Below are 23,143 nucleotides of genomic sequence, written 5' to 3' on the forward strand. Positions count from 1 at the left end.
CAGAATTGCTTTGCTGAGATTCAGAGGTCGTGTATCGACACAACCGCCTCATGTCCGTTGCCCGTCGCCATTGCCGTGGATCGGCGGCTGGTCACAATGATCTCCTTCGTGAGCCATGGACGCCTCTTGTCGGAATTGATGTCGCTGAAAAGATCGACGTGCGCTCGAATCCATTCTGCGCGGCGATGATTCTTTTCTACCGCATCGCTCCGAAGCTTTTCCATCTCTCGACTCATCTCAATCGGAGTCCTGGCGGTTTCGAAATCCTTTGCTTCGACGACCAATATCTCTCTGCGAGATGCGTCAACGATCAGTACGTCAATATCGCCCAGATCGTTACCCTCCAGGTCTATCAGCTTGTTGCCGGCTACTTCGCGGACGCGTTCTCTCACGTCTCGAAAGCCCTGGGTTCGGAAGCGTTCCGCTACGCTTTTTTCGAAGGCGTTGTTCTTGGCCTGGCGGACCGATCCGAGGAGGGACTTCATCTTCTTTGATTTTGCTTTGAGGCGTCCGGTTCGGTACAAAGTGACCAGGTCGAAGACCGCTGATAGAAGCCGTGCCTGCCCCCACCGCATCTTTGCGTCGGGACCCTCTCCGGAGATCACAATTGGTTGTCTCAGGTACGACCGTTCCCGCCCGAACCGCCATGGCGCGGTTTCCGGACCAAGTATGAACGGGGCGGCCGATCGAAGTGAAAACAGGTAGATGAGACTTTCGGCCCGTGCGGCTGGCCATCCTGTCCGGCCAACGATCACATCGGCCCCAGTCTGGAAATCAGTACTGACGACTCCAGAGCTGGAGTCGGCGTCCATATCGTCATAGAGAGCGACAAGGCCGAGCTGGATCTCGTGCACGGTGAAGCCGTACTCCGCGACGAATGCTTCATCTTCGAGTTCTGTGAAAGTCCACTCGTCTGCGCTCTCATCTTCGTTGTCGGGGATGCCTTGAAGCTCGCGGGATATGGCCAACTCACTGTGCGTGACGAGGCCCGTCGCGTATCGATCACCCTGGCTCGTACCCAGTCTTCCGGAACCGAGTCTGCTCACGCGGACGTCTGAGAGCCCGTAGTAACGGGCGTCCGAAAGCATTCCTTTGGTGGTGATCTCCAGAGCCAGCGCGCACAGGGTGTCGTGTTCGTCGTCGGAGGGTACGGCCAGTCCGTTCGAAGGCGCTGCGCTGATGTATTCGATTAGGAACCGAACTGCAAGTGATGTTTCAACGCGTCTGCTCTGCTCTTCGCGAAGCTCCTCTACCGGGTAGTGCTGTTCTCCGTAGCAAGCGATTCGGGTGAGCCGTCGCATTCCGTCGAGTCGGCCGGAGACTTCTAGGCCGTCTGCTTGGCCGATCAGCCGAGTGAGTGTGGCGCCTGGTTCGAAGTTGTTGCATAGTGCCACGAGTCGCTGAAAGAGGATTTCTACAGATTTGTTGAGCACCTCGACCGTCCGTTCGTCGGGGATCTCTCCTTCGCCAGGGTCGGAGAAGTCGAAGAGTCGAGTTCCTAAATCGTCTAGCACGGCCGAAACTACAGATTTTGCAATGAGCCGAGAGTGTCGTGCCATTTTGGGATCGTGCAGTTCGGGCAGAGATCCGGCCCTGATCAAGAACATTTTCTTGTTTCCCCGTGGAGCGATCGTCTCGAGCATTTTCTCAACGTTCGCGTCGGAATCGATCAAGGGTCGGATGATCGAGCGCAGTAGTGCCTCGACGAGCATTCGGTCGAAATCGTTGCTTTCGGACATGGGTTCGAATGCGGCATCGGGCCGGATGGAAATCGCGAATTGCGCATTCCCTTGCCTCGAGATTGTTATCGGTTCTCCTGGTCCTCCGTCGATTTCGATGAGGATACGAAGTTCGCGGAAGGGGAGGGCTTTGACGTATGGCGAGAGCGCCTGCCAGATCCAGTACGCCACTCCTTCTAGGTAGAACTCGACTTCGTCGCGGTTCTTCGAAGATGCTCGAATCCAGACGAACGCGCCGTCAAGTTCCACGGAGTAGGAAGGCGCCGAGTCTCCGATCAGCATGTAGATAGGGGCGAATCTGGTCCCGGAACGGGAGATTGAGGTGAGGGAACCTTTTGCTGCCAGTACCAGGTGTTCATCGAGTCGCTCCCTCAGTTTGGACCTGATTTGGAGGTCGTAATCGTTTGAAACGAAAATGGCATTGGGTAGACGGTTGTCGTCCAGATAGAAGCTGTCGGAATTTTCGCTGTATAGGCCGAATTTGCCCATGGCGCTCTCAGACACGATTTGCGATGTGAGCGATAGCTTCGTTGACGCCCGTGCAAATCGGACTAGCTCCCACGGATCATTGTTCCAGTGAAGCCTGAGCAGCGTGTCGAGGTTGTGAGAGTCGAGAAGCAGCCAATCTGCGCTCTCGAAGGTGGGCAGAAAGCTCATGTACCCGCGGGTGGTGGTGGCGACCGTGAATACAACGACCGGTCTATCCCCCGATTCGCCCTCAAGTGCATTGTCCACGGCTTCAATCACGGATGTCGACATCCACAATCCGAATGGCTCGTCGAGAGAATAGTCGTCGAAAGCGTCGCCGACTATCGCGAAAACGATTCGCTGCCCTTGAATATGCGATGTCACCATCGACACATTCGCATTCGCGAGCTCGACGGGCTGCTCCACGACGAGGCTGCTCAACGTTGCGGTGTGAGCCAGATACGAGGTGAGATACCGGCGATGTACGCGACCCAGTTCGGGCAGGCAGCTGAACTCGACTGCGAGTCGCTGCAACTCGATTGTCAGGGCTGTCGCGAGTTCGCCCGGGCGCGAGATCGTGAGGTGCTCACTTGAGAGAAGAAACGGTCTGATGGCTATCGCTTCCGCCGTTTCTGAGGGGTATATTTCCACGTTCTCGCCGGGTGTCGTCGTCATCGGCTTGAGCGCTTCGATCAGGCCTGAAGGAAGTTCATCGAGGCGGAACTGCACCGACTTTTCGAGGCCGCGGATGCGGAGGGTTGACGGGACAGAGATTTTTCCGGAGTCGTCATCAAGAGGGGAATGTGTTCGTTGGATCTCGGCCCGTCTGCACATTTCTTCGCTAATCCCGAAAACGGCGTTTGCCAGTTTGTCGGCACGAAGTACAAAATCTGGAGGAAGGGTGGCGCCCGACATCTTCACGATCGACGACACAAGCCAGTGGGCTTTGGAGTGAGACGAATCCGATGATCCGGCGATCAGGCGAAAAGGCATGTCCCTGTACTCGACTTCACTGCAAAAAAGGTCGGTGACTACGAAGCGCCCGTTTCCTTCTGGGTCTAGCAGGAGCGGATCCTTGAGCATGCCCCTCAACATGGATGCAGTCACCGAACGCCCGTTCTTTCGTTCGGGAAGGCGCACCGCCACAGCAGCCAGCACATGAAGGACCAATGGAGAGGGTTGGTTCTCAGGGAGTAGTTGCAGCACGGAGACAGCTCGCGCCAAGGCCGGACCACTTACTTCGGACCACGGTCTACGAGCTAGTTCGGAATCTATCGACGCATTTGTCTGCATTCTGTGATCGTAGGCGGCACCACCGACTACGGAGTCCACGACCTGCCATTAGCTGGCGCCCACAAATCTACAGATGCACGTCGGGGGACGAATGGAGGCGACAGACAATCGTCGACGTCTCAATTTGTTCATTGATTTGGAGCACATGCCCATACCCTGTGGGAACGACGAGTGCTGCATCCGAGAACGTAGCGATCATCCGCACCACCTCCCTAATCGACCAGAACTTCGCCGGAATATGGATAGCGCGGCGCAGCAGCTCGAGCCAACAGTCGGTGTGGATTGCCAGCCGAGGACTGGTACTCTCAACGAAGTTCGTTGGCTGAAGCCCGCCATGGGAGCCCCAGCTCCAGTCGCGTTTCATTGGTTGGTCGGAGGACTGTTCCTCCTCTATGTCGTACTCCTCGCAGGACGCTCTTTCGGAACCCGGTTCCCCAGTCTGCGGAAGGTGGTTAGGCGTATGAATGAAGTAATTCATGTTTGGTCAGCGTCAACTCTGGCACTGTCAGCGTCTGGAGCATGGACTTGAGTCCACGAGCTGGAACGGCACCTGGTACAACCAAGTAGCGGGTGCCGTTCGCAGGGCGACGGCCACCCTTTCTGGATCGGACGCGGCATCGGCACTTGAATCGAGTGTTGCCGGGCCTTTAGTTCGAGCCGTCGTCGATCGACGAACGCCAAGTGGAGTTTGCAGAGCCCGGGCGGGCCGTCGCAGCTTACTCCGTCGCCGCACTGGAGCCACTCGGCGATTTCCTTCAGTCTGGTCCATTACTGGCTGCCTGTCATGGCTTCCGGAAGCGCCCAGGCGGCGCCGTGTGCCTCAGTGGGCGTGGCCGGTTTCTGGAGGTCGCTCTTGCCGATCTCGCTGCTGTCCATGGCGAGATCCTATGCCGCACTCCTCGTGAGTGGTGCCCCCACCTCGCCACAGCAGCCCAAAATGACGATTGCGCATGCTCAAACTTCGGTGTACAAAGGAAGCCAATTCCAGTTCTCAGTCCGCCCGCTCGTGCAGTAATGACCTCGGTTTCAGGGAAAACAGCAAAACCCCAGATCACACGGTGCGGCCACCGTGGCGGCACCGTGTTCAGTCTTCGTCTTTCGCGAACGCCCGGTCGAGGAGCGCGGCGGTGGCCGGGTTCACCAGTTCGCTGCGTTGGATGTAGTGCATCACCGTGACCCGTGTGTCCGTATGGCCGAGCAGTTCTGCGGCGAGTTCGATGCTGGCGTTGTCGTTGACCGCGGTCGCAACCGTGCGGCGAAACATGTGCGGGGTCACCCCAGTGATGCCCGCTCCGTCGAGCACCTGTCGCAGCTGACGGCGCACGTTCGCCGTCGTCAGCGGCGTGCCGTCCCGGGACTGGAACAGCAGTGAGTCCAGGCCCATACTCCCGGCCGTGGCGAGCCGCCGGCGGACGGCGTCGGCTGTGAAAGTGGGCAGAGCGACAACGCGACTCGACCTGGCGGTCTTGGGGTGGTCCTGTCGGAAGGTCTGCTCGCCGTTGCGGCTCACGATCGTCCCGGCGAGGCGGATGGACGGAACAGGACTGGTGATGTCGATGTCGCGGCGACGGATGGCCAACACCTCACCGATTCGGGCCGAGGTGCCGAGCATCACCTCGACGATCGCGCCGAGCTGGCCGTCGGGCTTGGGGCCGGAGATGTGGCCGGCGGCGCTCTCCCACTGGGCGATCGCGGCGCGGATCACGTTGACCTCGGGGGCGGTGAGCGCATTGGGGATGTGCGGCTCGCGGTAGAGGCGGGAGACGTGGTCCATCGGATTGCGCGGGAGGACCTCGTGCCGCACCGCCAGCTCCAGGGCCAGCCGCAGCACGACCCGGGCCTGCTTGGCACGGTTGTATGAGAGCTTCGCCAGCTGCTTGATGAACTTGTCGCAGCGGGCCACACCGATCTCGCGCAGCGTGAGGTGGTCAAACGCCGGTGCGACCAGGGTTCGCATATTGCGCTCGTACAAGTTCCGGGTGGTGCGGGAGATCCGGCCCTCCAGATCGATGTCCTCCAACCAGTAGGTCACCAGGTCGCTGAACAGGCTGTCGGGCGTGAGCGAAGTGTCAGCGGGTTGGAACAGATCCCGCTCGGCCAGCTTGGCCTTCAGCGCATGCTCGGCGGCTTTGGCGGTGGTGCCGCTGCCCTGCACCAGACGCGCGTGGCCGTCCCAGTCCCGGTAGCGGGTCCGCGCCTCGTAGCGGCCGGTCGGCGTCTTGCGGGTGCTGATGTCGCCGAACGTGCCGATCGTCAACCGGTGCCGGGGCATCTCAGCTCACCGCCGATCGAGGCGCCCGGGCGGGTTGGAGGGTTCGCGCTGCTGGGCGATCCAGGCTCGCACGTCGGAGATGGCGAACTTCAGGTGCTTGCCGAACCGGTAGGCCGTGGGGCCTTTGCCGTGCACCCGCCAGTCGTAGACCGTGGAGACTGGCAGGCCGAGGTAGGACGCCAGCTCGTTGACGTCCATCAGGGGCTCCAACCCCCAGGAGTCGGTGGGAGTCGCGGGTGGGTTGTCGTCGTGGATGCTCATGCCCAGAAGGTGCGCGCCACGATCCCGGACGATCGGGAAGAACCGAAACCGACGTCGGCGCCCCGGACAACAGGGCCGGCTCAGCGGCTCCGTAGAAGTGAAAAAGATGGCGTAGTGATGACTTAATCAAATCTCTAACCAAAAAAGTCCCGGAAACCCTTGAGTTTCCGGGACATTTGGTCGGGCTGACAGGATTTGAACCTGCGACCCCCTGACCCCCAGTCAGGTGCGCTACCAAGCTGCGCTACAGCCCGTTGATACTCCCCCAAACGCTTCCCGGCGAACCGATCTGCACCTGCAAGAGACAACTCGAATAGCTTACCGCCTCCGCAGACCCTTTGCGCACACCCGGCATCGCGTTAGCGTGGCAGCATGCCTGTGCTCTCCGATTTGACCGTACGCCCCGTCGACACCGTGCCGTGGGAAGACGTGCGCATTGTCTTCGGAATCCGCGGCGATCCGGCCGGTTGCTGGTGCCAATTCTTCAAGCTGAGCAACGCCGAATGGAACGACCGCCCCCGCGAAGAATTCAGCCGGACGCTGCGTGAACAGATTGAGGCTCCGACACCCGCCCCGGGCGTGTTGGCCTACCTCGGCGACGAACCGGTCGGCTGGTGCGCGGTCGAGCCCCGTCCGAACTACAGCCGGCTCAAGCGGATGCCCCTGGTCGCGGCGGGCGGTCTCGATGACCTCGACGACGCATCCGTCTGGGCGGTCACCTGCTTCGTGGTGCGCGTCGGCTTTCGCAAGCGCGGAGTCAGCGGCGCGCTGCTCGAGGGAGCCGTCGAGCACGCCCGGGCCCACGGCGCTCGGATCATCGAGGCATATCCCGTCGACGTCGCCGAGCGCCCCAAAGCCTCGTCGGCCGACCTCTATCACGGGCCGCTCTCGCTGTTCGAGCGCGCCGGGTTCACCGTCGCCGCACGCCCGAAATCCGACCGCGCCGTGGTGCAGCTACGACTCACCGAATAGGCGCTATCAAGCAAACATCGCCGACACGCCCGCACCGCCGCTGGCAGTAAGAGATTGCGAGGATCCTCAGGCCCCTCATAGAAACCACATAGCTGACTCCCCTACGGTTTTCAGTGGCCCGCTTCGGGTCGCTCAACACGACGAAGGAAAACATGTCTCCGAAAACTCCCGGCGCCCCGACGAAAACCAACTACTCGCTGGCCATTCTGTGGTTGGCCTCGGTGGTTGTCGGCCTCGTCGGCTACGTGCTCATGACCTCGTCGAACTCCGGCCAGGCCGACCTCTACACGAAGCAGTCGGCCGACTACGGCAAGCTCTTCACCCTGCAGTCGGGCAGCTCACTCGGCGCCACCCTCATCGGTGTTGGCGTACTGGGCCTGCTCATCGCCCTGGCCATTCACGCTGTGTCGTTCGTGATCGCACGTTCGGCAGCCGTTACGGCCGCTGTCAGCGAAGCCGACTTCGCCGACACGGATGATGACATCGTCATCGCGGCGCCCACCGCGACTGCTCCGGCGGTTGCGTTCACGGCCCCGGAGACGCCCGTTTCGGCGGCGCAAACAGCAACGGTTGACGCTCCCGCAGTTGCCGACGACGAGACGCCGTCAGCACCGACCGAAGGCGACACCAAGGCCTAAACCAGATCTGACGAAGGCGGCCCGGCGCGAAAGCGCGGGGCCGCCTTGTGCGTTAACCCACCGGTGATCGACCCTCTCGAGTTTGCGCGGGTTGACATGCAGACGCGACTAATGCTCCGAAGATCGGCCAGCGGGGGTCTCGACAAGCTCGACCACCGAGATGGCGGGGGTCTCGACAAGCTCGACCACCGAGATGGCAGAGGTCTCGACAAGCTCGACCACCGAAATGGCAGAGGTCTCGACAAGCTCGACCACCGAGATGGCAGGGGTCTCGACAAACTCGACCACCGAAATGGCTGATGTCTCGACACGCTCGATCACCGACGAGGCCGATGCGTCCCACCCCGCCACGGGAGTAGCCTGTGCCCCATCACCGCCCCTCGCAGAGAAAGCAGGCGCCATGGAGGAAACACTCGGGCGACTTCGGTTCGACCACTCGTCCATCACCACAGCCGAGGAACGCCGCGAAGAGGGCCGTCGCGCCCGACGCGCAATGCCGCGATCTTCGCAGTCCGTTTATAAGGCCAATCCTGACCGCGATCCGCTCGGCATCCTGCACCAGCAGAATGAAGTTCGCCTGCCGTGGCTCGTGCCATTGCGTCTCGAACGGATGCTGGACAACCCGTTTGCCTTCTACCGTGGCAGCGCCGCCCTGCAAGTCGCCGATCTGGCCGATGCCCCGACATCCGGCGCCGGTGTGGTGCTCTGCGGCGACGCCCACATCTCCAATTTCGGCATGTTCGCCTCACCGCAGCGCACGATGGTCTTCGATCTGAACGACTTCGATGAAGCAGCGTTCGGTCCCTGGGAATGGGACGTGAAACGCTTCGTGACCAGCGTCGTCATCGCCGGCCGGCACAAGGGCTACTCCCCCGACGAGGTGCGCGAAGCAGCATTGGTCGCTGCGAGCTCCTATCGGCTCGCGCTCGAAGAGATGCTCAAACTCGACACCCTCGAACGCTACTACCGGCGAGCAGAAGTCGATCCCGCGTCTTCGCGCTATGGCAAAGAGACCCGCTCGGTCATCGAGCAGGCGATCAAAGCCTCAGAGCGGCGCACCTCGGCCCGAACGCTCAACAAGATCACCGAGCGAACAGACGACGGGACGATCTCGATCATTGAGCAGCCGCCCACGCTGACACACCTTCCCGAAGAGCTCGAGGGCCTGGTCGAAGGTCTGATCGAGACCTATCGGCAAACGGTTTCGCCCGATATCGCGTTTCTGCTGTCTCAGTACACGGTGACGGATGCCGTGCGCCGCGTGGTCGGCGTCGGCAGCGTCGGCACCCGCTGTTTCATCGTCGTGCTGTCTGGTCCCAGCGGCGAATCATTGATCCTCCAGGTGAAGGAGGCCGGCCGTTCGGTGCTGAATGAGTTCGGGGGTGTCGAACCCGTCGCTAGCCGCCTACGGGAATCGGAGACATTCAGCGAAGACCATGGCTTCAGAGTCGTCTCCAACCAACGCATTCTGCAAGCGGTTTCCGACCCGTTCCTCGGCTACTTCACGGCCTCCGATCTCGGCTTCTACGTTCGACAGTTTCGCGACCGAAACGTCTCTATCGACGTAGATACGCTGGAGCGCCGCAGTTTTCTCGACTACGCCGATGCCTGCGGCCGCATCCTGGCCAGGGCACACTCCCAGAGCCCGAACGCGGCATTCGTCGCCGGCTATCTCGGCGGGTCAGATGTCTTTGACACCGCAATCGCCGAGTGGTCCGAGGCCTACGCAGACCAGTCGTACGCCGACTACGTGCAGTTGGCCGAAGCGATGGAATCGGGAACGTTCACTCTGCCAGAAGGAACGATAGAGGATGCTCTCGCCCGGGCTCAGGCCCAGGAGAGAGCGCACGAGGCTGTGGTGCGCTCGAAAGCGCCCCCCGGCAGCCTCTGACCATCTCATTGGTCGAGGAGCATAGGACGCAGGAGCGCGCATCTCGAGACCTCGCAATCCAATTCCCGGACTTGGGCCGCGTCCGAAAGTCGGCTCACGGGGTCTCGAGCGTCGGCCGACCCTGCTGGCGTCGCCAGACCGGGCCGAGCCCGGTCGCGACGGCGACCAGACGAGCACGAGGGTGAACGCGACGAGCGGATGCATGCTGCCGACGCTACGCGAGCCGCTGTGCTCCCGATGGAGGGTGACAAGACATTGCGTGGTTCCGGTGATCGAGCGAGCGGATGTCGAATCAAAGGCGTGCAATCCGGGGATCAGTGGGAGTACCCTGATCCACACCCTTCATCGGCGAAAGGCGGGCGAAATGAACGATTCCTCCTCGCGGCACAGGTTCGAGCACCCGCCCATCACCACGTTGGATGATCGACTGAAGGCCGGCCGTCAGGCCCGACAGGCACTGCCACGAACGGCCCATTCCGAGTACACCGCCGATGCCGGGCGCGATCCGCTCGACATCCTGCGCCAGCAGAACGAGGGCCGGCTGCCCTGGCTCGTGCCGCTGCGTCTGGAACGGATGATGCAAAACCCGTTCGCGTTCTACCGCGGCACCGCCGCTTTGCAAGCCGCCGACCTCGCCGGCGCCCCGACGACGGGTGCCGGTGTGGTGCTCTGCGGTGACGCCCACATCTCGAATTTCGGGCTCTTCGCCTCGCCGCAACGCACGATGGTCTTCGACCTGAACGACTTCGACGAGGCTGCGTTCGGCCCGTGGGAGTGGGACGTGAAACGCTTTGTCACCTCCGTCGTCATCGCCGGCAGACACAAGGGATTCTCGTCTCGCGAGGTGCGCGAAGCCGCACAAGCCGCGGCCACCGCGTATCGGCTGGGGCTCAACGAGATGCTCGAACTCGACACCCTCGAGCGCTACTACCGCCGCGCCGAGGTGAACCCGGGTTCTTCTCGCTACGGCAAAGACACCCAGCTGGTGGTCGATCAGGCGCTCACCGCTTCAGCACGTCGCACCTCCGCCCGGGAGCTCAACCGGATCACCGAACTCGGCGACGACGGCACGATCTCCATCGTCGAGCGACCACCGACCCTGACCCACGTCCCTCCGGACTACGAGTTGCAAGTCAAGGAAATGATTGAGACCTACCGGCACTCGGTCTCGCCCGACATCGCCTTCTTGCTCTCTCAGTACACCGTGACGGATATCGTGCGCCGCGTTGTCGGGGTCGGCAGCGTCGGCACCCGCTGCTTCATCGTCGTGCTCACCGGGCCAAGCGGCGAGGGTCTGATCCTGCAGATCAAGGAGGCCGGGCGTTCGGTGCTCAACGAGTATGGCGGCATCGAGCCGGTCGTCTCCCACCTCAATGAACCGGAGTCCCTCACCGCGGATCACGGCCTCCGAGTCGTCGCCAACCAACGCATCCTGCAGGCGGTTTCTGACCCGTTCCTCGGCTACTTCACGGGCATCGGGCTCGGCTTCTACGTTCGGCAGTTTCGCGACCGCAACGTCTCGATCGACATTGAGGCGCTGAAACGCAACACCTTTCTCGACTATGTCGACGCCTGCGGTCGGTTGTTGGCTCGTGCCCACTCGCAGAGTCCGAATGGGGCATTTGCCGCCGGCTACATTGGCAACTCCGATGCTTTCACCGATGCGATTGCCGAGTGGGCTCACGCCTACGCCGATCAGTCGCATGCGGACTTCGTGCAGCTGGGCGAAGCGATCAGGGCCGGAACCTTTCCCATGCCCGACATGTCACCCGACGTGGCGCTGGCTCGCGCGCAGGAGAAGGCGCAGGCGCAGGGGTTGTTCAGAGGCACTGCCCGCCAGTGAGTGAGCTGGTCGGTGATCGAGGAGCAGCCGACGAAGAAGGCCGCATCTCGAGATCCAGCAAGCCAATCTCTGAACCATGGTTGCGTCTGAGGGCCGACGCACGAGGTTTCGAGACGCTCGCTGGCGCTCGCTCCTCAACCACCGAGATCAATCAGGCCGCGCGCACCCGCCCGAGCACCCCGGCCCGCACCAGCAGTAGGTACAACTGGCAGCCGAGGCAGTAGCCGAATACGGAGTTCAGAAACGCCGCCACAAAGGCGGCCGCCGCCGCGATCGGCACGGCCGGCGCCACACCGAGGAGCCCGAGCACAACACCGATCAGCGTCACGAAAAGCCCGATCCCCTGCGCGAACGTCGGCGGAGCAGAGTCTTCCAGCTCGGTCGGCGGCGACAAACGCGGCCGCACCAGCTTCTGGAACAGCAGCCCGTAGGGGTGACGCTTCACCCCGGCGAACGCACCCCACGCGAACAGTGCCGCGATTACCGCGAGCAGCACCAACGCCGCGACGGATGCCCCCACCAGCGCCAAGAAGACAACCGCCAGCAGCAGCACGGCCGTGATCGCCGCGCTGAACCGAGGCCCGCGCGGGTCGATCCCCGCGCTGCGCTGCGTGTTTTCCTGCGCGTTGCCCTGCGCGCTGCCCTGCGTGCCGCCCGACAAACCGGCTCCCGATGTATTAGCCGCTGTGGACATGGTCACTCCTGACAAGGTCGTCGAGTTGCGTGGTGAGCTGGCCCCGGTTGGGCACGCCATTGATCCGGGCGCGGATGCGCCCCGACCCGTCGAGCACGATCGTCGTCGGTGTCTGCAGAATGTTGAAGCGGTTCGCGAGATCCGCGCGGTGCGTGAGGTCAATGTCGAGGTGCACGACGCCGGGTCGGGCGTCTGCCACCGCGCCGAGCAACCGGTGCGTGCCCGGGCAGCGCGAGCAGAGGTCGGTACTGAACTGCAGCAGCGTCGCGCGGGCGCCGAACGCGGCCGAACTGGCGACATCCGTCGGGCGGATCAACTCGGACGCAATGACTCGAAACCGACCCTGTTGGCGGCGCCAGACCAGCCCGAGCCCGGTCGCGACGGCGACCAGGCCGAGCACGAGGGTGAGAGCGACGACCGGATGCATGCTGCCGACGCTACGCCAGCCGCCGCGCTCCCTGCGGAGTGTGACAGGACATTACGTGGGACCGGTGATTGAGGAGCACGCGAGCCTGCGAGCGCGCGTCTCGAAATCCCGCGAGCCAATCCTCAGACGCGACCCACGTTCAAGGATCGACTCACGAGATCTCGAGACGCGGCCTCCTGCGTCGGCTGCTCCTCGATCAACGGCATGGATACAGGCTCGATCAACGGAGACGGGAGGGAGACGCAGAAGAGCCCGCCCCGACCGAAGTCGAGACGGGCTCCTGTGGTCTCGACAAGCTCGACCACCGGTAGTAGCAGAGGCTACTTGTTGCGCGCGCGCTTCTCGCGAACTCGCATGCTGATGTTGATCGGGCTGCCGATGAATCCATAGATCTCGCGCAGACGACGCGTGATATAGCGGCGGTACCCCGGGTCGAGGAACCCGGTGGTGAAGATGACGAATGTCGGCGGACGGCTGGACGCCTGCGTACCGAACAGGATGCGGGGCTGCTTGCCACCACGCACGGGGTGCGGGTGTGCCGCGGCGAGCTCGGCCAGGAAGGCGTTGAACTTGCCGGTGGCGACGCGGGTGTCCCACGACTCGAGAGCGACCTCGAGGGCCGGAACCAGCTTCTCCATGTGGCGACCGGTGCGAGCCGAGATGTTCACGCGCGGGGCCCAGGCCACGTGGGCCAGGTCCTGCTCGATTTCACGCTCGAGGTAGCGACGACGGTCGTCGTCGATCATGTCCCACTTGTTGAACGCGAGCACGAGCGCACGGCCCGACTCGAGAACCAGGTCGATGATGCGCACATCCTGCTCGCTGATGACCTCGGTGACGTCGATCAGAACGACGGCAACTTCGGCCTTTTCCAGCGCGGCGCTGGTGCGCAGCGAGGCGTAGAAGTCGGCGCCCTGCGAGAGGTGCACGCGACGACGGATGCCGGCGGTGTCAACGAAACGCCACACCTTGCCGCCGAGCTCAACCTGCTCGTCAACCGGGTCGCGGGTGGTGCCGGCCATCTCGTTGACGACGACACGTTCTTCGCCGACAACCTTGTTGAGCAGGCTGGACTTGCCCACGTTCGGGCGGCCGAGCAGGGCGACGCGACGCGGGCCGCCGACTTCCTGCTTGGCAACGTTCGAGATCTCGGGCAGTTCCAGCAGGATTGCATCGAGAAGGTCGGCAACGCCACGCCCGTGCAGGGCGGAGACGGGCCAGGGCTGGCCGAGGCCGAGCGCCCACAGGTTGGCCGCTTCGGGCTCCTGACGGATGTCGTCGACCTTGTTGGCGACGAGGAAGACGGGCTTGCCGCTCTTGCGCAGCATCTTGACGACGGCCTCATCGGTGGAGGTCGGGCCCACGTTGGAGTCAACGATGAACATGACCAGGTCGCAGAGGTCGATCGCGATCTCGGCCTGCATGGCGACGGATGCGTCGATGCCCTTGGCGTCGGGCTCCCAGCCGCCGGTATCGACGAGGCTGAACCGGCGCTCGTTCCACTCACCCTTGTAGGTGACGCGGTCACGGGTGACGCCGGGGGTGTCCTCGACGACTGCCTCGCGGCGGCCGAGGATACGGTTCACCAGTGCCGACTTGCCCACGTTCGGGCGGCCGACGATGGCGATGACCGGCAGGGCCGGCAGGTACTGAATGGCGTCGGGGTCCTCCGTCGCCAGGTTGAGAACGTCGAAGTCCTCTTCATCAAGTTCGTAGTCGTCGAGGCCGGAACGCAACGCCGCGGCGCGGGTTACTTCCAATTCCTCGTCAAGGTTCGCCAGCTTGTCGGCCAGCTCGTCGTCGACGAGCTCGGGGCTCGTGTCGTCGTAATCGTTGCTATTCATGCGAGTTCCTCGCGGTACGTGTGGTGATGACGTCGATGACCGCGTCAATGGTCTGCTCGAAGTCGAGATGGGTGGAGTCGACGGTGGTCACACCGTCTGCGGCGCTCATGAACTCGACAACCTTCGAGTCAGCCAAGTCTCTCGATCGCAGCTGTTCTGCTACTGTTTCGGCCGATTGGGTCGATATTTCCAGAGAGCGCCTAGCCATTCTAGCCTCTTCGGATGCTGTGAGAAGGATGCGAGCGTCGGCGCCGGGCGCCACGACGGTCGTGATGTCGCGGCCTTCGATCACAATTCCGGGCTTCAGCACGTCGCGGGCGATGCGCCGGAACAGGTTGGTGAGGTGCTCGCGCACGGCCGGAACCTTGGCGATCGCGCTGACCGCCGACGTCACCCGCGGCTCACGGATGGCGTCGGTCACGTCGGTGTCGCCGACCTGCACGATGTAGTCGTCGGGGTCGGTGCCGATGAAGTAGTCGAAGTCCACCAGCAACGTCGCGACAGCATCCGCATTGCTCATGTCGATGCCCCGCGAAAGCGCGAACCAGGCGAACGCGCGGTAGGCGGCGCCGGTGTCGAGAAACGCGTAGCCGAGGCGATGGGCCGCCGCCTTGCTGACGCTGGACTTGCCGCTGCCGGCCGGTCCGTCGATGGCGACGACGATGGGAACGTCGTCGGGAGTCGTGTGGGTGTTCAGGGTCATACGGTTATCCGGCAATCCGCCAGCCGCGCGCGGCCAGCTCATCGGTGAGGCGGGCGACCACCTCGGGTAGAACAGAAATTTCGACCAGGCCGATCTCGGCACCGGGCGAGTGCTCGAGACGCAGGTCTTCGAGGTTCACCCCGATCTCACCGATCTCGTGCAGCAGCCGGGCGAGCTGGCCCGGGGTATCGTCGATCATCACGATCATCGACGAGAACTGGCGGTCGTGACCGTGCTTGCCGGGCAGGCGGGCGACGCCGGCGTTTCCACCGATCATCTCCTCGGCCACCTTGCGACGCGCGCCGGGCGCGGCCGGGTCGGCGAGCGCGTCGATGAACCGGTCGAGGTCGTCGCGGTAGCTGAGCAGGATATCCCGCACCGGCTTCGCGTTCGCGCCCAGAATCTGCACCCAGAGGTCGGCGTCGCTCGCGGCCAGACGGGTCATATCACGCACGCCCTGACCGGCGAGGTTCAGCGACGCATGCGGGGCGTCAGCGAGCTGGCGGCCGAGGATCGTGGAGATCACCTGGGGAACGTGCGAGACGAGCGCCACTCCCCTGTCGTGTTCCTCGGGGGTCATTTCGATGAGCACGGCGCCGAGGTCGAGGATCAGATCGTCGATCGCATTGGCCTTCTGGTAGCTGATGCCGCCGTGCGCGGCAACGACCCAGGGGCGACCGATGAACAGGTCGGCGCGGCCCGAGAGGGGTCCGCCGCGTTCCCGGCCGGCCATCGGGTGCGAGCCGATGTAACGGGACACGTCGGCGCCTCGCTCCCGCAGTTCGGCCAGAGGGGCCAGCTTGACGCTGGCGACATCCGTCACGATCGCGTTCGGAAACGCGTCGAGCTCGCGCGCGACGATTTCGGCCGTCACATCGGGCGGAACACAGACCACGATCAGCTGCGGTTCGTCATCGTCCCGGGCGGCACGGCCGGCCCCGTAGTCGATGGCGATGCTGAGGTTCGTGGGCGAGGCGTCGGCGAGGATCGTCTCAATGCCGCGGTTGCGGAGGCCGAGGCCCACGCTGGTTCCGAGCAGGCCGACACCGACGATGCGAACCGGCCCGACGAGGCGACTCTCCACCACTCACGTTCTCCTTGCTGTGTGAAGCTTGCTGGCTAGTGCTGACTGGTGCCAGCTCGCTGCTGACTGCAGCCGTTGGGCTGCTTAGTTGGCGGCGTCTGAATTGTCGGAGGCCGGGGTTGCGGCACCCTGCGCCGGACGCGCAGCACGCGACACCGTGAGCAGCTCGCCGAGTTCAACCTTAGTGAGGTCGCGCACGGCGCCGGCCCGCAAAGTGCCGAGGTTGAGGGGGCCGAACTGGCGGCGCACGAGGTCGACGACCGGGTGACCGACGGCATCCAGCATGCGACGCACGATGCGGTTGCGACCGGAGTGCAGGGTGATCTCGACGAGGCTGAAGCCGTCGCCGCCCTGACCGGTGAGCACGCGGGCCTTGTCGGCCGCGATCGGGCCGTCTTCGAGCTCGATGCCGTTCTGCAGTGCGGCGATGGTCTGCGCGGTGACACGGCGTTCGACCTTGGCGATGTAGGTCTTGGTCACACCGAACGAGGGGTGCGCGAGCACGTGGGCGAGGTCGCCGTCGTTGGTGAGAATGAGCAGGCCGCTGGTCATCGCGTCCAGGCGTCCCACGTTGAAGAGGCGTTCCTCGTAGTCCTTGGTGAACTCGCGCAGGTCGGGGCGACCGCTCTCGTCTTGCATCGACGACACGACGCCGACCGGCTTGTTCAGCATCAGGTAGCGGCGGCTTGTGTCGAGCTGCACGGCGATGTTGTCGACGGCGATCTCGTCGGTCTCCGGGTGGATCCGACGCCCGGCCTCGGTCACGACCTTGCCGTTCACGCGCACGCGCCCGGCGGCGATCATCTCTTCAGAGACGCGGCGGGAGGCGACTCCGGCGGAGGCCATCACCTTCTGCAGGCGTACGCCGTCTACGGCTGCTTCGGGGTTGCCGGCGTCGGGTGCGAAATCGCTGGTCATCGTAGATCCTCAAATCCTTCTGCGCCGTCATCGAGCAACGGCGATAAGTGTGGCAACTCGTCGAGCGAGTTGATTCCGAGCTGGGTCAGCAGCAAGTCTGTGGTGGCGTAGTTGATCGCACCCGTCTCGCTGTCGGTGAAGGCCTCAGTGATCAAACCACGGCCGAGGAGGGTGCGTACCACTCCATCGACGTTGACGGCCCTGATTGAGGCTACCGCCCCGCGGCTGATCGGTTGCTTATAGGCGATCACCGCGAGTGTCTCCAGGGCGGCCTGCGAGAGCCGGCTCGGGTTCTGGGTGAGCACAAAGTCGGTGACCAGTTCATCGTGCGTCGCCCGCACGTAGATGCGCCAGCCGCCGGCGACCTCACGCAGTTCGAAGCCGCGGCGCACGGTGCCGCCGAAGCCATTGCCGTCGCCGTCGAAATCCGCGACGAGGCGGGCGACCGCGGCGCGCACGACGGGCAGCGGTTCGTCGAGGGCGCTGGCCAGGTGAACCAGGCTCTGCGGCTCGTCGGCCACGATCAGGATGGCTTCGAGTTTGCGGTCGAGGGCCGAGTCGCGGTCGGCGAATGTCGCATCCGTTGTCGCGGTGTTGCCGGCGATCGCGCTGTCGGTTGTCGCGTTGTCAGTTGTCATAGTCGGCTCCGAGGTTCGCGAGGTTTTCTTCTGACCAGTTCTCGGCGCACCAGCGCAGGCTGAGCTCGCCGAGCGGTTCAATCTGTTCGAACGAGAGCGCGCCGCACCGGTAGAGCTCGAGCACGGCCAGAAAGCGGGCGATGACGACGCCCTTCTGGTCGGCGCCGACGATCAGCTCGCGAAAGCTCACGGTGTCGGCGGCACGCAGAATCGCCACGACGTGCGCGGCCTGCTCCCGGATGCTGACCAGCGGCGCATGCAGGTGGTCGAGGCCGACGCTCGGTAGCTCCTTCGGCGTCAAAGCCAGGGTGGCCAGGGCGGCGAAGTCGGCCGGGGTGAGCGTCCAAATCAGTTCGGGGGTCTGCTGACGGTACTTCTCTTCGAGCCGCACCGAGCGCACATGCCGGGCGGATTCGGTTTCGAGCTGTCCGGCGAACCAGGCCGACGCCTCCTTGAACGCGCGGTACTGCAGCAGCCGGGCGAAGAGCAGGTCGCGTGCCTCGAGCAGGGCCACGTCTTCGGCGTCGACGAGCTCGCCGAGCGGCAGCAGTCCGGCCACTTTGAGGTCGAGCAGGGTCGCCGCGACGACCAGGAACTCGGTGGCCTGGTCGAGTTCCTCGGCCGAGTCGAGGCCGCGCAGGTAGGAGATGAACTCGTCGGTGACCCGGCTGAGCGCGATCTCGGTGATGTCGAGTTCGTGCTTGCCGATCAGGGTGAGAAGCAGATCGAATGGGCCCTCGAAGTTGCCGAGAGCCACCGAGAAGGCGGGAGTTTCGACCGCGTTAGGCGACAGCGCCACGCTGGATCAGTTCCCGCGCCATCTGGCGGTAGGCCTTGGCCGCCGGGTGTTCCGGAGCGAAATCGGTGATCGGCTGCCCGGCCACGCTGGCGTCGGGGAATTTGACCGTGCGACCGATGACCGTCTCGAGCACCTGGTTGCCGAACGCGTCAACCACACGCTCCAGAACCTCACGCGAGTGCAGCGTGCGGGAGTCGTACATGGTCGCCAGGATGCCGTCGAGCTCGATGGCCGGGTTCAGCCGGTCGCGCACCTTGTCGATGGTCTCGATCAGCAGGGCGACGCCGCGCAGCGCGAAGAACTCGCACTCGAGCGGGATGAGCACGCCGTGGCTCGCCGTCAGGGCGTTCACGGTCAGGATGCCGAGCGAGGGCTGGCAGTCGATCAGAATGACGTCGTAGTCGGCCGAGACCTTGCGCAGTACGCGGGCCAGAATCTGCTCGCGGGCAACCTCGTTGACGAGGTGCACTTCGGCGGCCGAGAGGTCGATGTTGGCCGGGATGATGTCGAGGCCCTGCACGTTCGTGTGCTGGATGGCGTCGAACGGGTCTTTCGATCCGCTCAGCAGCAGGTCGTAGATGGTGGCCACGTCATGGGTGGGCACGCCGAGGCCGGCCGAGAGGGCGCCCTGCGGGTCGAAGTCGACGACGAGAACGCGGCGGCCGTAGCCGGCGAGCGCCGCAGCCAGGTTGATGGTGGTCGTGGTCTTGCCGACTCCACCCTTCTGGTTGCAGAGCGAGATGATGCGGGCCGGACCGTGAAGCTTGAGGGGGCGCGGGTCGGGAAACTCTCGCAGCGGGCGTCCGGTGGGGCCGACAGCCTTCACTTCGAGCCCCGGGAGCTCTGTCCGGTTGTCCTGCCTACGCGCCACTGAGATGTCCTCTATCCGTCCTGCAGCCAATTACCTGCTCGATTCTAGCGAGAGAGCGGCCTCCGGATGGCGCGCATCGCCGCATCAGGCCCGGTCCGGCCCCGAATTCGTGCTTCAGATGTGGCTAACTCAGGAAATCCCAGCGATCTCCCGAAATTGCGCGCATGATTCTGCGGATGCTGCGGCGACGCATCCTCTTTTTTCCTGAGTTAGCCACGGGGCTCGGCTCGTTCGGGGTCGCACCCGTCCAGACCTCCGCCCGGTACCGAATCGGTGGTCGAGCCTGTCGAGACCCGTCGCGCATCCATCACGCCTCGAATGCGCCGCGCGGGTCGAAAACCGCCACGCGGGTTGAATTCAATGCGCGTGGTGGTTTTCAACCCGCGCGGCGCCGTTTCGGCGGACTAAGGGCGTGCAATCGCCAGTGAGCCCGCCCGAGACGGACCGCAACCGAATGAATGGGCTAACGGGCCCGCGGATGCGCCGTCGTGTACATGTCCCGCAGGGTGTCGGCCGTCACCAGCGTGTAGATCTGCGTCGTCGCCACCGACGAGTGCCCGAGCAGCTCCTGCACGACGCGCACGTCCGCTCCCCCGGCCAGCAGATGCGTCGCGAACGAGTGCCGCAGCGTGTGCGGAGACACCTCAACGGTCAGTTCGGCGCGCTCGGCCGCCGCACGGATGATCAACCACGCGTTCTGCCTGCTGACTCGCGCGCCGCGCATCCCCAGAAACAGTGCCGGTGTCGCGCTCCCCCGCACCGACAGCTTCGGCCGTGCCCGCACCAGGTAGGCGTCGATGGCGACCCGCGCGAAGCTGCCGAGCGGCACAATCCGCTGCTTGTCGCCCTTGCCGGTCAGCCGCACGACATCCTCTTCGAGCACATCGTCGACGTTGAGCGTGACCACCTCCGACACCCGCGCGCCGGTCGCGTAGAGCAGCTCCAGTAGCGCCTTGTCGCGCAACTGCTGCACCTCGTCACCGTCGGTGGCGGCCAGTAGAGCGTTCACCTGCTCAATCGAAATGGCCTTCGGCAGCCGGGAGCCGAGCTTCGGCGGCTTCGTGTCGTGCGCGACATCCGTCTCGACCAGCGACTCTTCGAGCAGAAACCGGTGGAATCCGCGCACACTCGACAGGATGCGCGCGATCGACGACGCGGTCAGCGGCGACTCCTCGCGACTGCCGAGAAACCTCACGAACTCAGAGATTTGAGCCGAGGTGACGGCGCGCAGATCGTCGAGTCCGGCAACGCCGAGCCAGTCGGAGTAGATGACGAGATCGCGCCGGTACGCGGCGACGGTGTTCGCGGCCAGCCCCCGCTCGATCGAGACATGCCGCAGGTACGAATCCACGGCCGCCTCGATGTTCACGCGCCGGTTTTCCAGTTCGACGGATGCCGTGGCCACGGCGCGTCGGCCGGACCCAGGCTCGCCCAGCCACGACTGCGGGCAGCCTGCGCGGCGAGCACGCCGATCACCAGCGACGGGTTCTGGATGCGTCGCTCGAGTACCGCATCGACACAGTCGTCGAGCGACACCCAACGAATCTTCATGTCGGCTTCTTCATGAACGCGTTCGAACGGGTCGGGCAGCTCGGTGAGACCGCGCGCCAGGTAGATGCGGATGACCTCGTCGCTGCCGCCCGGCGAGGTGTAGAACTCACTGAGCACGGCCCAGTCGTCGGCCGCGACATCCGTCTCTTCGGCCAGCTCGCGCTTGGCTCCGTCGAGCGGGCTCTCACCGAACTCATCGAGCAGCCCGGCCGGAAGCTCCCATTCGCGCGCCCGCACCGGATGCCGGTACTGCTTGATCAGCAGAACCCGGTCGTGCGTGTCGAGCGCCAGGATGGCGACGGCGCCAGGGTGGTCGAGGTACTCGCGCACGATCGGCGAGCCGTTGTACTCGAACTCGTCGCGGCGCACATCCCAGATCTTGCCGGCAAAGACGACCCCACTCACGACCACGGGGGCCGGAGCGAGATCGTCTTCAAGAGGCTGGTTAGGCATCAACCTTCACTTCGAAGAGTCGGCTGGCCTGCTGGCGGTCAAGAGCTGCACCGATCAAGCCACGGAACAACGGGTTGGCGTTGTTCGGGCGCGAGCGCAGCTCGGGGTGCGCCTGCGTGCCCACGTAGAACGGGTGCTGGTCGCGGGTGAGCTCGACGTACTCCACCAGGTGGCGGTCAGGTGACGTGCCCGAGAACCAGAGGCCGGCTTCGGCGATCTGGTCGCGGTAGCGGTTGTTGACCTCGTAGCGGTGACGGTGACGCTCCGACGCCTCGTTGGCGCCGTACATCTCGGCAACCAACGAACCGGGAGCGAGGGTGGCCGGGTACAGGCCGAGGCGCATGGTGCCGCCCAGGTCGCCGCCGGCGATGATCTCGATCTGCTCCTCCATCGTCGCGATCACGGGGAACTCGGTGTCTTCGTCGAACTCGCTCGATGAAGCGCCGGGCAGGCCGGCCTTGTTGCGGGCGTATTCGATGACCATGCACTGCAGGCCGAGGCACAGGCCGAGGGTCGGGATGCCGTTCTCACGGGCGAAGCGCAGCGCACCGAGCTTGCCCTCGATGCCGCGCACGCCGAATCCGCCGGGAACACAGATGCCATCGAGGTCGGCCAGCATGTGCGCGGCGCCCTCTTCGGTCTCACACTCATCGGAAGGGATCCAGTGGATCTTGACCTTGCTCTGGTGTGCGAAGCCGCCGGCTCGCAGCGCCTCGGTGACCGAGAGGTAGGCATCCGGCAGGTCGATGTACTTGCCGACAAGTCCGATGTTCACCTCGAACTTGGGTTCGTGCACGGCGTCGAGCACCGGCTGCCAGCTGGTCCAGTCGACGTCGTCGGCCACCAGGTCGAGCGCGTCGATGATGTAGGCGTCGAGACCCTGGTTGTGCAGCATGGTCGGGATGTCGTAGATGCTCGGCACGTCGATGGCGTTGACCACTGCATCTTCGTCGACGTCGCACATCAGCGCGATCTTGCGCTTGTTCGACTCGGAGACGGGGCGGTCGCTGCGCAGCACCAGGGCATCGGGCTGGATGCCGATGGAGCGCAGGGCGGCGACGGAGTGCTGCGTCGGCTTGGTCTTCTGCTCACCGGATGCGTTCATGTACGGCACGAGGGACACGTGCACGAAGAACACGTTCTTGCGGCCGAGTTCGTGGCGCACCTGACGGGCGGCTTCGATGAAGGGCTGCGATTCGATGTCACCGACGGTGCCACCGATCTCGGTGATGATCACGTCGGGGCGCAGCTCGTCGCTGGCCTGCAAGCGCATGCGGCGCTTGATCTCGTCGGTGATGTGCGGGATGACCTGCACGGTGTCGCCGAGGTACTCGCCGCGGCGCTCCTTGGCAATCACCTGCGAGTAGATCTGACCGGTGGTGACGTTCGCCGCCTGGCTCAGATTGATGTCGAGGAATCGCTCGTAGTGACCGATGTCGAGGTCGGTTTCGGCGCCATCGTCGGTGACGAAGACTTCGCCGTGCTGGAACGGGTTCATCGTTCCCGGGTCGACGTTGAGGTAGGGGTCAAGTTTCTGCATCACGACGCGTAGTCCCCGCGCGGTGAGAAGATTGCCGAGGCTCGCTGCCGTCAGGCCTTTTCCCAATGAAGAAACGACACCACCGGTCACAAAAATGTGCTTGGTAGTGCCGTCTGAGTTGTCCGCGTTTTTAATGTTCACCACGGGCCTCGAGCCTATCAGGCGTGACCCTGAACGTCTCCCCAGTGTGACCAGATTGATGCCGACTCCAGACAAAGATTCGTCGGTGCCGGAGTCGGCTCCG

The 23,143-nt window shown here is 64.0% G+C and carries 20 protein-coding genes and 1 tRNA gene; 4 read left to right on the forward strand and 17 right to left on the reverse strand.

What is annotated here, in order from left to right:
- Positions 1 to 20 precede the first annotated feature (20 nt).
- The 4 genes from AB4Y63_RS01675 to AB4Y63_RS01690 form a co-directional block, all read right to left on the reverse strand.
- Positions 21 to 3,314: a hypothetical protein gene (locus tag AB4Y63_RS01675; protein WP_441789292.1), complete on the reverse strand. Its 3,294-nt coding sequence runs from the start codon at positions 3,312 to 3,314 to the stop codon at positions 21 to 23.
- Between the two features lie 1,270 nt (positions 3,315 to 4,584).
- Complete coding sequence (locus tag AB4Y63_RS01680; protein WP_441789293.1) at positions 4,585 to 5,772, reverse strand: tyrosine-type recombinase/integrase; 1,188 nt, start codon at positions 5,770 to 5,772, stop codon at positions 4,585 to 4,587.
- Between the two features lie 6 nt (positions 5,773 to 5,778).
- Positions 5,779 to 6,033: a helix-turn-helix domain-containing protein gene (locus AB4Y63_RS01685; RefSeq protein ID WP_441789294.1), complete on the reverse strand. Its 255-nt coding sequence runs from the start codon at positions 6,031 to 6,033 to the stop codon at positions 5,779 to 5,781.
- Between the two features lie 177 nt (positions 6,034 to 6,210).
- A tRNA-Pro gene (locus tag AB4Y63_RS01690) sits at positions 6,211 to 6,287 on the reverse strand.
- A 118-nt stretch (positions 6,288 to 6,405) separates the two neighbouring features.
- Here AB4Y63_RS01690 and AB4Y63_RS01695 point away from each other — a divergent pair.
- Together AB4Y63_RS01695 and AB4Y63_RS01700 are read left to right on the forward strand one after the other, a co-directional pair.
- A complete protein-coding gene (locus tag AB4Y63_RS01695; protein ID WP_441789295.1) occupies positions 6,406 to 7,005 on the forward strand; it encodes a GNAT family N-acetyltransferase in 600 nt (199 codons plus the stop codon).
- A 152-nt stretch (positions 7,006 to 7,157) separates the two neighbouring features.
- Positions 7,158 to 7,643, forward strand: coding sequence for a hypothetical protein (locus AB4Y63_RS01700; RefSeq protein WP_441789296.1), 486 nt, complete (start codon positions 7,158 to 7,160; stop codon positions 7,641 to 7,643).
- Between the two features lie 108 nt (positions 7,644 to 7,751).
- Here AB4Y63_RS01700 and AB4Y63_RS01705 read toward each other — a convergent pair whose 3' ends face one another.
- A complete protein-coding gene (locus AB4Y63_RS01705) occupies positions 7,752 to 7,994 on the reverse strand; it encodes a hypothetical protein (protein ID WP_441789297.1) in 243 nt (80 codons plus the stop codon).
- A gap of 49 nt (positions 7,995 to 8,043) precedes the next feature.
- Between AB4Y63_RS01705 and AB4Y63_RS01710 the strand changes: the two genes are divergently transcribed.
- Together AB4Y63_RS01710 and AB4Y63_RS01715 are read left to right on the forward strand one after the other, a co-directional pair.
- Positions 8,044 to 9,534: a DUF2252 domain-containing protein gene (locus AB4Y63_RS01710; protein ID WP_441789298.1), complete on the forward strand. Its 1,491-nt coding sequence runs from the start codon at positions 8,044 to 8,046 to the stop codon at positions 9,532 to 9,534.
- 364 nt (positions 9,535 to 9,898) lie between these two features.
- Positions 9,899 to 11,377: a DUF2252 domain-containing protein gene (locus tag AB4Y63_RS01715; protein ID WP_441789299.1), complete on the forward strand. Its 1,479-nt coding sequence runs from the start codon at positions 9,899 to 9,901 to the stop codon at positions 11,375 to 11,377.
- 151 nt (positions 11,378 to 11,528) lie between these two features.
- Here AB4Y63_RS01715 and AB4Y63_RS01720 read toward each other — a convergent pair whose 3' ends face one another.
- The 12 genes from AB4Y63_RS01720 to AB4Y63_RS01775 form a co-directional block, all read right to left on the reverse strand.
- On the reverse strand, positions 11,529 to 12,071 hold the full coding sequence (locus tag AB4Y63_RS01720) for a DUF4395 domain-containing protein (protein ID WP_441789300.1): 543 nt from the start codon (positions 12,069 to 12,071) through the stop codon (positions 11,529 to 11,531).
- Positions 12,055 to 12,498 (reverse strand): TlpA family protein disulfide reductase, encoded by a 444-nt coding sequence (locus tag AB4Y63_RS01725; RefSeq protein WP_441789301.1) that lies wholly within the window; start codon positions 12,496 to 12,498, stop codon positions 12,055 to 12,057. The genes AB4Y63_RS01720 and AB4Y63_RS01725 overlap by 17 nt, the downstream gene beginning before the upstream one ends.
- 320 nt (positions 12,499 to 12,818) lie before the next feature.
- On the reverse strand, positions 12,819 to 14,342 hold the full coding sequence (der, locus tag AB4Y63_RS01730; RefSeq protein WP_441789302.1) for a ribosome biogenesis GTPase Der: 1,524 nt from the start codon (positions 14,340 to 14,342) through the stop codon (positions 12,819 to 12,821).
- Complete coding sequence (gene cmk, locus AB4Y63_RS01735) at positions 14,335 to 15,045, reverse strand: (d)CMP kinase (RefSeq protein ID WP_441789303.1); 711 nt, start codon at positions 15,043 to 15,045, stop codon at positions 14,335 to 14,337. Before cmk ends, der begins: the two co-directional genes overlap by 8 nt.
- 4 nt (positions 15,046 to 15,049) lie before the next feature.
- Positions 15,050 to 16,132: a prephenate dehydrogenase gene (locus AB4Y63_RS01740; RefSeq protein ID WP_441789304.1), complete on the reverse strand. Its 1,083-nt coding sequence runs from the start codon at positions 16,130 to 16,132 to the stop codon at positions 15,050 to 15,052.
- A gap of 81 nt (positions 16,133 to 16,213) precedes the next feature.
- Positions 16,214 to 17,047: a pseudouridine synthase gene (locus tag AB4Y63_RS01745; RefSeq protein ID WP_441789305.1), complete on the reverse strand. Its 834-nt coding sequence runs from the start codon at positions 17,045 to 17,047 to the stop codon at positions 16,214 to 16,216.
- Complete coding sequence (gene scpB, locus AB4Y63_RS01750; protein WP_441789306.1) at positions 17,044 to 17,685, reverse strand: SMC-Scp complex subunit ScpB; 642 nt, start codon at positions 17,683 to 17,685, stop codon at positions 17,044 to 17,046. Before scpB ends, AB4Y63_RS01745 begins: the two co-directional genes overlap by 4 nt.
- Positions 17,675 to 18,484: a segregation and condensation protein A gene (locus AB4Y63_RS01755; protein WP_441789307.1), complete on the reverse strand. Its 810-nt coding sequence runs from the start codon at positions 18,482 to 18,484 to the stop codon at positions 17,675 to 17,677. Before AB4Y63_RS01755 ends, scpB begins: the two co-directional genes overlap by 11 nt.
- A complete protein-coding gene (locus tag AB4Y63_RS01760) occupies positions 18,468 to 19,355 on the reverse strand; it encodes a ParA family protein (protein WP_441789308.1) in 888 nt (295 codons plus the stop codon). The genes AB4Y63_RS01755 and AB4Y63_RS01760 overlap by 17 nt, the downstream gene beginning before the upstream one ends.
- Before the next feature lie 463 nt (positions 19,356 to 19,818).
- Positions 19,819 to 20,724 (reverse strand): site-specific tyrosine recombinase XerD, encoded by a 906-nt coding sequence (xerD, locus tag AB4Y63_RS01765; RefSeq protein WP_441789309.1) that lies wholly within the window; start codon positions 20,722 to 20,724, stop codon positions 19,819 to 19,821.
- Complete coding sequence (locus AB4Y63_RS01770; protein ID WP_441789310.1) at positions 20,721 to 21,359, reverse strand: NUDIX domain-containing protein; 639 nt, start codon at positions 21,357 to 21,359, stop codon at positions 20,721 to 20,723. Before AB4Y63_RS01770 ends, xerD begins: the two co-directional genes overlap by 4 nt.
- Positions 21,352 to 23,040 (reverse strand): CTP synthase, encoded by a 1,689-nt coding sequence (locus tag AB4Y63_RS01775; protein ID WP_441789331.1) that lies wholly within the window; start codon positions 23,038 to 23,040, stop codon positions 21,352 to 21,354. The genes AB4Y63_RS01770 and AB4Y63_RS01775 overlap by 8 nt, the downstream gene beginning before the upstream one ends.
- Between the last annotated feature and the right edge of the window lie 103 nt (positions 23,041 to 23,143).

The sequence above is a fragment of the Leifsonia sp. YAF41 genome, assembly GCF_052113185.1.
In the GTDB taxonomy this organism is placed as follows: Bacteria; Actinomycetota; Actinomycetes; order Actinomycetales; family Microbacteriaceae; genus Cryobacterium.